The sequence below is a fragment of the Paenibacillus sp. N119s genome (assembly GCF_059447605.1).
Genome location: NZ_JCAJRU010000184.1, coordinates 1 through 10,512, shown reverse-complemented (window position 1 = coordinate 10,512; position 10,512 = coordinate 1). Strand labels below are relative to the sequence as shown.

Genomic DNA, 10,512 nt, shown 5'->3' with positions numbered 1-10,512 from the left:
CGAGAATGGCTAATGATACATTAAGTGTGGTGACATCATGAACAAGACAAAACGGCTTACTCAATCTATGGATTACAAAACAAAGCAAGCCCGCTGGGTTCGCAAAATGCTATTACTTTACTGGACGATTATAGCTGTACATTTTATTGTCCAGCTGGGCAGCTACCTATTCCTTGATTATCCCGCTTCGCCTTATGAATTTTACGTGGGCACCCTTATTGTTCCCACGCTAATCATGTGTGGATCCAACTTACTTGCAGAACTCGCACATTTTAAATTTAACAGGTTTTCTTTTGAAATTCTGTTTATGGCAAGTACCGTCATTTGTTGGATGATTATTCGCTTAAACTATGATATCCGGATTATTCCAGCGGTGTGCTTGTTGCCTATTTTCTCTTCGATCCTGTTCTTCAATCGTCGCTTAATATGGCTTTCTTTTATATTGCAAGTGATCGTCTTTTTTCTGTTGCTAGCAATAGATGAGTCATTCCGCAGCTATTTGTCAGAATTTGATATCGTGGCAATTCCAACATTTTTGATTATGTCTACCTTTATTGCCCTCATTATTCAGGCCAGCGGCCGCGATTTGTTAGTCGATTTATACAAAACCAAGCGTGCTCAGCAGGAATTAATGATCAGCAACGCGATTATCAGCAAAATGTCCATGACCGATGGTTTGACAAAGCTGTACAATCATTTGTCCTTCCAAAATTTTTATGAAAAAGCACTGGAATATGCCGAACAAGGCGCGATCATCCATCTGGCATTAGTGGACATTGATAATTTCAAGAAAATCAATGACACTTACGGACATCAGTTTGGAGATAAAATTTTGGAAGGCATCTCACAAATTATTACGGAGCAGATTACAGCAAATGACATTCCCGCCCGCTATGGCGGTGAGGAGTTTGCTATTTTAATGTTCGAGCATACTTTTGAGGAAGCTTATCAGATTGTAGAGAACATTCGACGTGAAGTGGAGAAGATGACCTTTCAGGAGAAAATGCAAATCGTTTCTGTAACCGTAAGCATTGGATTAAAAAGCTACACCGACGATATGAACAAAGACAAAGATGTATTTTTCCAGGAGACAGACGACTATTTGTATCAAGCCAAGCGCTCCGGTAAAAATAAAATTGTTGCTCTTAACCATATCGCTTAATGTAAAAATGCATTTAATGTAACTCCGGCATAGATTGTCGGAGTTTTTTGTATGTAGAACATAAAAATTGAGAAGAGTTGACAATTTTATGGGTTAAAACTAAAATGGGTACACGCAGAATGGTTATTTACTTACGAAAAATAAGCTTTGGGGAGATGGTTTTTACATGTCAACACTCGTTATCGTTGTTCACCCTGATCTGGCAGAGTCTCGTATTAACAAAAGATGGATGCAAGAACTCGAGAAGCAATCCAATGTGACGGTTCACAACTTATATGAGGTATACCCGGATGAGCAAATCAACGTTGCCCACGAGCAGAAACTGCTAGAGGAGCATGATCGCATTGTTCTGCAATTCCCTTTTTACTGGTATAGCAGTCCTTCCCTGCTGAAAAAATGGCTGGATAAGGTTTTAACCTACGGCTGGGCTTATGGAAGCGAGGGTGGCAAGCTACAGGGCAAAGAGTTATTGATCGCCTTGTCTGCTGCCAGCGTGGAGGAAAACTATCAACATGGTGGACGAAACAGGTACACGATCGAAGAACTGTTGAGACCTTTTGAAGCTACAGGCCATATGATTGGTGTGAAGTTGCTCCCTTATTTCGTGCAGTATGGTGCAGCCGTTTTGACAGACGAGCAGTTGGAGCAATCTGCACAAAAATACGTGCAAGCGGTTATTTCTTAATTTTTGCAAAATACCTCTTGGAAGGTGTCGCCCCTGCTTGCCTTGCAGCAGATGGCGACTCCAGCCAAGGGGTTTTGCTGATGGAATTACAATTTACAGCGTAACTAAGTTGCTGGTTACCTGAGCCATGCTTTCTTTAATAATGTTGCAGCCCTTACTCAAGTTTTCCAAAGTTATCGTTAACGCTGGCATAATTTTAAGTACCGTATCGTTACGCCCAGCTCGCTCAATAATAAGTCCCTTACTGAAGCAGAGGGTAGCTACTTCCTTGGCGAAAGCTTCTCCCAGATGGGTCACATCAATTCCCCAGATTAATCCCAAGCCGCGAATTTTAATAAGCGGATCCATCGTTTGGATATGTTCACGCAAAAACTGCTGAACAAAAGCCTCTTTTTCCTTTACTTGAGCTTCCAGCTCTACTGTGTCTCTAAACTCCAGCGCTGCCTTTGCTCCGACAAATGCTAGCTGATTTCCACGGAAGGTGCCGTTATGTTCACCTGGACTCCAAATATCCAGTTCTGGCTTAAGCAGCAGCAAAGACATTGGCAGACCGTATCCACTGATTGACTTGGACAGGACAACCATATCAGGAACAATTCCTGCTCGCTCAAACGAGAAGAACGAACCAACTCGGCCGCAACCGACCTGAATGTCGTCAACAATAAGCAAAATATCATGATCATCGCACAACTGTCGCAAATCACGCAGCCATTCGTTATCTGCGATATTAATACCACCTTCAGCTTGTACTGTCTCTAAAATAATCGCAGCAGGCTTTTCCACACCCGAATGAGTGTCTGTTAAAAGCTGTTCCATATACAAAATGGTATCCATTCCATTAAACGTACTGTTATAAGGTATAAAGGTAACATTATTCAGTGGGACTCCTGCGCTCTCTCGCATGGAGGTGTTGCTGGTAATAGATAGACTACCCAGCGACATACCGTGGAACGCACCCATAAAAGCAAAAATACCGTTTCTTTTTTTCACTTTACGCGCAAGTTTCAGTGCTGCTTCCACCGCATTCGTTCCTGTCGGTCCGCAAAATTGAAGCTTATAATTCAAGCCCTTAGGCTGGAGAATACGCTCGGAAAAAGACTCTATAAACTCTTGCTTGGCCGTGGTGTACATATCCAGACCATGCATGATCCGATCGGAGGTTAGATAATCTAGTAACCGATTTTTCATAAAGTCATTATTATGCCCGTAGTTCAGAGCCCCTGCACCGGCAAAAAAGTCAATATAGCCCTCCCCTGTCTCCGTGTACAATACATCGTTTTTCGCCTTGTTGAAAACAACTGGAAAACTTCTGCAGTAAGATCTTACATTGGACTCCAGTGTTTCGAAAGTATTCATAATCATTCGTCCTCCCGCTGACCTGATTTTTTGAAAAATACAAGCATGGAAAGCAAAAAAAGTGTAAATATGTAAGCTAAAATGAGTAGACAGTCTGAATCAAAATGGGATATCCACACCAAAAAAATCATGAGTACGATCACAGGAACATATAGAGTACAGAAAAATACAAAAATGGAATATTAAGAGTGAGTTAATGGAAGATTTAAATAGTGGGGTTTTCTAAGGGGTCTTGTCAGAGGATGTCAACTCCTATGTAATAAAATACCATAATTTTCTTTAAAGTCAATGCATGTTTCTGAGATCTTTTGTTAATTTATTGTAATTAAGGGTCATTTCCCTGCAGTATATTGTTAAATTTATATGAAAAACGATGTAATATAGCAATAAATCTCAAAAAAAGTACATTTCCATATCAAATAGATATATATCGAGACTGTCTGGCTACTGGATTTTCATCATATAGCTGAGCTTTTGACAGACCGACCAAAGGAGTTTACTCTATCAAAAGAACTTGCAAAATTTAAAAATAGATAAGGAAACACATCATGTCTAATGTTTTAATTATTGAAGATGATAATATGCTAGGTGACACTCTCTCCTTATATTTAACAGGAGAAGGCTACAACGTTACACGAGTAGAACAAGCGACCGAAGGGATTGCCCGACTCGATAGGGTGCAGCCTGATATTATTTTGCTAGATCTGTTGCTTCCCGATTTGGATGGCGTAAATCCCTGCCCGGTCATACGCAAGCATACGGACGTGCCGATCATTGTGATTTCCACAGAAAACAACATTTCAGAGCGCATTCGTACACTTACGTTGGGAGCAGATGATTATATTTGCAAGCCTTTTAGTTTGCAGGAGCTCAAAGCGCGGATCGAGGCTCTTTTTCGTCGGATAAAAATCACACGCTTGCAAGGAAGAAGCATTTCACCCGAGGCTGAACCTGAAAATGGCATTACTTTAGATCTGGCGAGAAGAATGGTTACCGTGAATGGTCAAATAATAGAAATGACCTATTCGGAATTTGAGCTAATGAAGCTTTTTTATTCGAACCGAGGAATTGTATTTAGTAGATATGCCTTGATTCAGGCTCTCCGTGGCACAGACTCCTTTATTAATGAAAGGGCAGTAGACGTACATATTAACCATTTACGCAGAAAGATCGAAAAAGACCCCAAGAAACCACAACTGATTAAGACCATCTGGGGAATCGGCTACAAATTTATGCAATAACGAAGTTATATCCAGGGTATGGATGATTTAATATGATTAATCTCCTTTTGAACCGCACTCAGTTGCTCTCGCCAGTCTGGATACAGTTCTCCCGCTGAGGTTCGATTGCTGCGCTTCAATGCTTTCTCCAGCTCGATCACCTTGGCCAGCAGTTCAGTTGCACACAGATTCCCCGTCCCTCCCTTCAGCGAGTGAATTAATCGAAGAGCCGAAGACAACTGCCCATTGTCCATTTTCCTCACAATTCTCTTGTCAAGATACTGGTATTCTTGTATCCATTTATATAGGGCAAATTGAAAAATATACACCTTGCCATCCATTCCCGCTATCGCCTTTTCCGCATGAATGCCATATAATTCTTGCAACCACGCTAAATGGATCCAGCTATTTAGCATTCTTGTTGCGGTCAATTCATGTACAGGCTTGAGCAACACATCATTAATGCCCGCACGAAGACAAGCTTCCCGTTCAGGCTGCACTGCATCTGCGGTAAAAGCGATAATCGGGAGTCTGTCAAAAGCTCTGTTCTTTCGAATATGTCTAGCCGTCTCAAAACCATCCATTTCCGGCATATGCAGATCAAGCAACACCACATCCCAGGAACACCGTTCCAGTACCTTGATTACTTCTCTTCCATTTGTAACTACTGTTACCTCGAAACCGCGCTCTGCCAAAAACTCGGTTATCACGACCTGACTAATCTCGTTATCCTCTGCTATGAGGATTTGATACTTTTGTGTTGAGTTCCCCACTTCGTATTGGGAATTCATTGTTGCAGCAGCTTCCAGACTGTGATTATCCACAGACCCTGACTTTTCCTGCTTAGACCTCAAGCGGAGAAGCTCCAGAAGAGCGCTCCGAGTTACAGGCTTAGACAAAAAAGCATCCACCCCATGATCTGCGGCATCAGCAGCTACAGCTTCCAATTGGAATACTGTTGTAAGTCCAATCACCTGAGTCATTTGCTTATCCAGCATATGAAACCAATGCCTCCGTGATTCAAGTTCTCTAAAGCCTGCTATCCCCATATCAATCATAACAAGATCAAAATGTTCACCCTTTTGAAAAGCATCTGCATATTCCTGAAAGGATGAAACGATGAGAGTTTGTAGCCCCAAATCTTGCAGTAGTTCGTCCAGGCTATGGCTCACCAGTTCATGCTGTGCAATGATTAAAGCTTTGCCGTAGACCGATTTTTCTAGCTGTGTGCTTCTCTTGTTCAACTCTCCTTTTTCCAGCTCTACATTAAAGTAAAATTGACTGTACTCTCCTAAACCGCTTTTCACTTCTATGGTACCGCCCATCGCTTCAGCCAATTGCTTGCTAATCGCTAAACCTAGTCCAGAACCTCCATATCGGTGGGTTGAGGTACTCACTTGGGAAAAAGGGACGAATAGCTTGTCCATCCCCGTTTTGGAAATGCCTATACCCGTATCTTCCACCATAAAAGAAACACTCACCCGTTCGTCCTGCTGGCCTACCAATTTTACCTGTAACAATACATGTCCTTGTTCCGTAAACTTAATGGCGTTGGTCAGAAGATTTAAAAGTACTTGCTCCATTCGAAGCGGGTCTCCCTTGAAACTTTTCGGCAATTCCGGGTCTGTTATGAAAACTACCTCTATTTCTTTATGTTCCAGCAAAGTCCCCATAGTATCTGCGAGATGCCGAAGCATGTCTTCCAACTCAAATTCAACCCTTTCCAGTTCCAGCTTACAGGCCTCCATCTTGGAGAAATCCAACACATTATTGAGCATGGATAAAAGAGTGCGTGAGGAGGCAAGCAGCTTGTGGAGGTAATCTTTTTGAACGTCAGTCAGTTGAGTCTTACTCAACAGCTTTGAGAGGCCAATGATGCCATTCAGCGGCGTTCGAATTTCGTGGCTCATATGGGCTAGAAAAACGCTTTTCGCATGGCTAGACTCGCTCATTTCCTTTTTTTTCTGCTCGGAAGCTTTATACTCCGTAATATCCAATACATGACCAATGACATATCTGGTGAACCCATCCATCCTGACAGGATGTAGGGTAATCAAGGCTGAATATTCCCAAAACTCCAATTCAAATACAATCCGATCACCGAACCAAGCCTGTTTGTAGTATTCGGTCAGCTGCTCTAATGTTTCAGAGGAAAGCTCCAAAATATCTCCGATCCGCTTCACATGCTCCCATTTATTGAGATTGACTTGCAGATTTAGACCCATGCGCTCCAGCAATTCACCATCAAGCAGCATATAATAAAATTCATCATCTCTTTGCTCCAGCCTGAAGGTAAAGCCAGGTTGAACTCGAAGTAAAGTTAGCAGATCATGATTTTTCTTCAGCACACACTGCCTATATGTATACTTGGTCGGGGTTAGAGCCTGTCCAAGCAGAGTCATAAACAATAGACTCCCCCCAATTTCCAGCATGCAGGTCAGCAGTGTTGTATCATTTATGCCATAATATAAAAACAGAATTCCTGCCAGCCCATAAAAGACAGTCGTGATTGCCTGACGAATGAGCTGACGCTGAAAAATCAAAACTAACAATAATATGACAATCGTATATAACAATAAATCTCGAACCAAGTGTTCGTCCTCCTTGTAATCTCCGGATACGTCGCAAAAAGCTGTAACGGAAATATAAAAAAAACTCAGGACAGTTTCCTTATGCCATAAGGCTTAAAGAACTGTCCCGAGCATTCATTGTACTATAGATTCGATAGGGTTCAAGCTCGTTTTTAATATTTGAAGCGACTGACCATTACCTTCAAATCAGCAGCCATATTGGAAAGCAACTGAGCAGCAGCCGAGATTTCCTCCATGGAAGCCAGTTGCTCTTGTGAAGAGGCGGCCACTTCTTCAGATGTGGCGGCATTACCGGTTGCAATCGTCGCCAGCTCATTGGCTGTCGCTGCAATCTCTTGTACACTGGCGGATATTTGCTGGGCAATCGAGGCAACCTCTTCGATCTGAGGCGTGGTCTCCCGAATGCCTTCCATCGCATGGTTCAGCTTCACAATGGTCGCTTTGGAAATCTGCAGTCCGTCCTTCACCTCAGTCGTAACCCTGTCCATCGTCTCCACCGTCGTTTCGGTTTCAAGCTGAATTTCGCCAATCAAGTTGGCAATCTGGGTGGCAGATGTCTGAGACTGTTCTGCCAGCTTGCGCACCTCATCCGCAACGACCGCAAAACCTTTACCATGATCACCTGCTCTGGCTGCCTCAATAGCTGCATTCAAGGCCAGCAGATTCGTCTGATTGGAGATATCGCTAATGACCTTCGTTATTTCTCCAATTTCATGAGAGCGGGCTTGCAAGGTTTGAATCATTCCGTTGGAACGCTCTACTGACTGGTGAATGGAATCCATCTGCTCGCCTGTCTGCTCCACAGATTTTCGTCCTTCCTCTGCTTGCAAGGCAGATTGTCTGGCCAGATCCGCTACTGAAGTCGAGCGTTCAGCGATTCGGGTGACTCCTTGTGCTATTTCATCCAGTGCCATTGAATTTTTTTCAAGTCCTGTCGTCTGCTTCTCCGCTCCGCTAGCAATTTCTTGCACAGCCTGAGACACCTGCTCACTTGCAGCGCTGGTTTGTTCCGCGCTTATCGTCAGCTCATTCGAAGAGAGAGCAACGTGATCTGCACTGTTCCCTACGTTCTGAATAACCGATCGCAAGTTGTTCTGCATTTTCTGAAAAGCTGCTCCTAATTCTCCAATCTCGTCCTTGCTCATGACTTGAATGTCCTGTGTCAGATCCCCGGCACTCACATTTTCCGCCTGTTCTTTAAGCTTTAAAATCGGTTTGATGATGGAACGGATCAAGATATAAACAATGATAACACCAACCACAAGACAACCAACAATGGTAAGCAAAGTGCTGACCAAAATCGGCCATGCTGCTTCATCCACTTCGGATAAATAAAGCGTTCCGCCTACCTTCCAGCCTGTCAGCTTATTGGTCGCATAGTTCATATACTTGAGCTGACCTTCATACTCATATTCGTATTCACCAGTGTCGCTCTGAAACATGGGTGATTCAATATCTGTAATTTTGGTGCCTACTGCCTTCGTCGGATGAACAATGTAAGTATGGTTGCGATCTAGCAATATGGCATAACCCTCATGGCCTACTTTAATATTATTCAATGTATCTTTAATACCACTGATTTTCAGGTCAATGCCAATAACACCTGATCCATCTGGTGTAGCTCTGGACACTGTAACCGTCATTTGCTTTGAGTCTGCCGAAAGATAAGGTGAACTAATCACTGTCTTTGTATTACCCTTTATCGCGTCATCATACCAAGGTCTGATACGTGGATCATAATTATCTGGTAATTGCTTTGGTGGATAGGTTGTAATTTTAGCGTCTTTCGTACCATAATAGATGGATTCTCCTTCTGGGTGAAGTGCAGCATATTGCTTAAACAACTCTTCCAGTTTAGACGCTTGTTCCTCCGTCTCTACCCGATTGCCTTTTAGTTTTTCTGCAAAATATTCTGCATCATGCAGCTTGGGTTCAATCGTACTATCAATTGTAAAATTAGTACGAATGATAGCCTGTTCAGCACTTTCTTCGATCTGGTTTCGAATCTGCTGACTAGCGCTCTCAAACGACAAAGCCCCCACGATCATAGATGGTATGATCAAAAATGCAACAAAGGCCACCATTAGTTTTGCTTTGAAATTTTCATTGAGTACCCTCGCCACCTTCCATTTTTTACCCGAAAACTTTTTCATTACTAAACATCTCCATTTCATCGCCTGAATTTCGTAACCTATGGTGAACCGCTTCGTCTTGCCGAGGATGACAGTCTCCCGACAGTTTTTTTTCTCGTTATTTCACAATTCCTTGCTTAAATGCTTCGATATAAAAAGATATAAACACGCTAACTGAATAGGTATATGTACTTATTTTTGAATACCGAAAGGCTGAACGGAACCGGTTCTTTGATATAATATACCTAAAAATTATTAAGAAAAATGCAATGTAGATATTAAGAAAATGTTAGTTTCAACACACTATACCTACCTCTTTACATAAAATAATCCCCTTGAAGTCGGCACACATAGGGTCATTTATCGAAAATCACCATATGTTGCCCACCCAGGGGATTAAATTTGCTTTATTCCATTCTATTCAGCAAAGTCCTAAGATCGCCGATACAAGTGATAGGTGCCTGACAGGCAAAATGCTCTCACATATACGGCTGGTTTGCCATCGACAAGGTCGCAATCATGGATATAAGGAGCTATCTCTGCAATCTCTGGCTGTCCTTTATCCTTCAAAATAACAACCCTATTCGGCTTAAATTCAACTTGAACTTCCAGAACGGACTGTTTAGCTGGTAGATCATCCCTTAGTCCCAGGTGGCGTACCCCAAGTAAGGCGGTTTACAATAAGGTGTACAATCGGACAATGCTTGATGAGTTTAAGCCGATCAGTAAATTGTTAAATAAGGGGTGTAAGATATCATGGAGTTAGAAAAATTTATGGAAATACATCGTAGGAATGTACAGGATAAATTACAAGAGGAAAGACCACAAACCGAAGAACAAAAACAATTAGTGGTAGCGTTGTACATCGCCGAAACTCTGAATCACCTTCGTAATAACCTCAAGATAGACGCCGAAAAGGTTCCATGAAGTGATAACATTAAAAATCTCTCCTGACCAATTTAGATTTGCAGTGATTTCTCTTACTCGCTTACCCACTTTTTCTAAATATGAACATGCCGATAAATGCGACAACTATTATAGCGGGAATTCGCCATGGATTCGGTAAAAATTTTGTTAACCATAGGGCAGCGAATACTGCGGCTATTGCCAAATAGCCTAAGCGTTCAGATGGTTCTAGTTTTTTCCTATTAAAAAAACATTCAAATAGCCTATCGGGCGACATACCATAGATGTTGCCATGTAGCCGAGCATGATTATAGTTGTGGATAAAGCCAGTAACAACTTCATACGCAGGGGGATAGCTTTCAAATTCGTGCCGCTGATAACATTCCGATTCCAAGATCGCGTGGAACGACTCGATATGCGCATTCTTATTGGGTGTCTTGAGCGGAATACGTTCATGGAT

Annotated in this window: 9 protein-coding genes; 4 read left to right on the top strand and 5 right to left on the bottom strand. The window is 42.3% G+C overall.

What is annotated here, in order from left to right; translation table 11 throughout:
- The first annotated feature begins 37 nt into the window (after positions 1-37).
- On the top strand, positions 38-1,162 hold the full coding sequence (locus tag AC5V8P_RS18725; RefSeq protein WP_064797008.1) for a GGDEF domain-containing protein: 1,125 nt from the start codon (positions 38-40) through the stop codon (positions 1,160-1,162).
- Between the two features lie 166 nt (positions 1,163-1,328).
- On the top strand, positions 1,329-1,847 hold the full coding sequence (locus tag AC5V8P_RS18720) for an NAD(P)H-dependent oxidoreductase (protein ID WP_063212938.1): 519 nt from the start codon (positions 1,329-1,331) through the stop codon (positions 1,845-1,847).
- 93 nt (positions 1,848-1,940) lie between these two features.
- Here AC5V8P_RS18720 and ectB read toward each other — a convergent pair whose 3' ends face one another.
- The gene (gene ectB, locus AC5V8P_RS18715) at positions 1,941-3,203 is read right to left on the bottom strand and encodes a diaminobutyrate--2-oxoglutarate transaminase (RefSeq protein WP_063212937.1); all 1,263 of its coding nucleotides are present in this window, start codon (positions 3,201-3,203) and stop codon (positions 1,941-1,943) included.
- Between the two features lie 548 nt (positions 3,204-3,751).
- Between ectB and AC5V8P_RS18710 the strand changes: the two genes are divergently transcribed.
- Positions 3,752-4,444 carry a response regulator transcription factor gene (locus tag AC5V8P_RS18710; RefSeq protein WP_064797009.1) on the top strand — a complete coding sequence of 231 codons (693 nt, stop codon included), beginning with the start codon at positions 3,752-3,754 and terminating at the stop codon, positions 4,442-4,444.
- A gap of 5 nt (positions 4,445-4,449) precedes the next feature.
- Here AC5V8P_RS18710 and AC5V8P_RS18705 read toward each other — a convergent pair whose 3' ends face one another.
- The 3 genes from AC5V8P_RS18705 to AC5V8P_RS18695 all read right to left on the bottom strand — a co-directional run bounded on the left by AC5V8P_RS18705 (position 4,450) and on the right by AC5V8P_RS18695 (position 9,716).
- On the bottom strand, positions 4,450-7,014 hold the full coding sequence (locus tag AC5V8P_RS18705) for a hybrid sensor histidine kinase/response regulator (RefSeq protein ID WP_064797010.1): 2,565 nt from the start codon (positions 7,012-7,014) through the stop codon (positions 4,450-4,452).
- Positions 7,015-7,166: 152 nt separating this feature from the next.
- Entirely contained in the window at positions 7,167-9,167 is a 2,001-nt protein-coding gene (locus tag AC5V8P_RS18700) for a methyl-accepting chemotaxis protein (protein ID WP_064797011.1), read from the bottom strand.
- A 411-nt stretch (positions 9,168-9,578) separates the two neighbouring features.
- A complete protein-coding gene (locus AC5V8P_RS18695; protein ID WP_231116855.1) occupies positions 9,579-9,716 on the bottom strand; it encodes a hypothetical protein in 138 nt (45 codons plus the stop codon).
- A 204-nt stretch (positions 9,717-9,920) separates the two neighbouring features.
- On the opposite strand from AC5V8P_RS18695, the gene AC5V8P_RS18690 reads away from it, so the two are divergent.
- Positions 9,921-10,073, top strand: a complete 153-nt coding sequence (locus AC5V8P_RS18690) for a hypothetical protein (protein WP_495473771.1) — start codon at positions 9,921-9,923, stop codon at positions 10,071-10,073.
- 61 nt (positions 10,074-10,134) lie between these two features.
- On the opposite strand, the gene AC5V8P_RS18685 is transcribed toward AC5V8P_RS18690, so the two are convergent.
- Positions 10,135-10,512, bottom strand: a 378-nt coding sequence (locus AC5V8P_RS18685) for an integrase core domain-containing protein (protein WP_495473770.1), incomplete at its 5' end; no start/stop codon positions are given.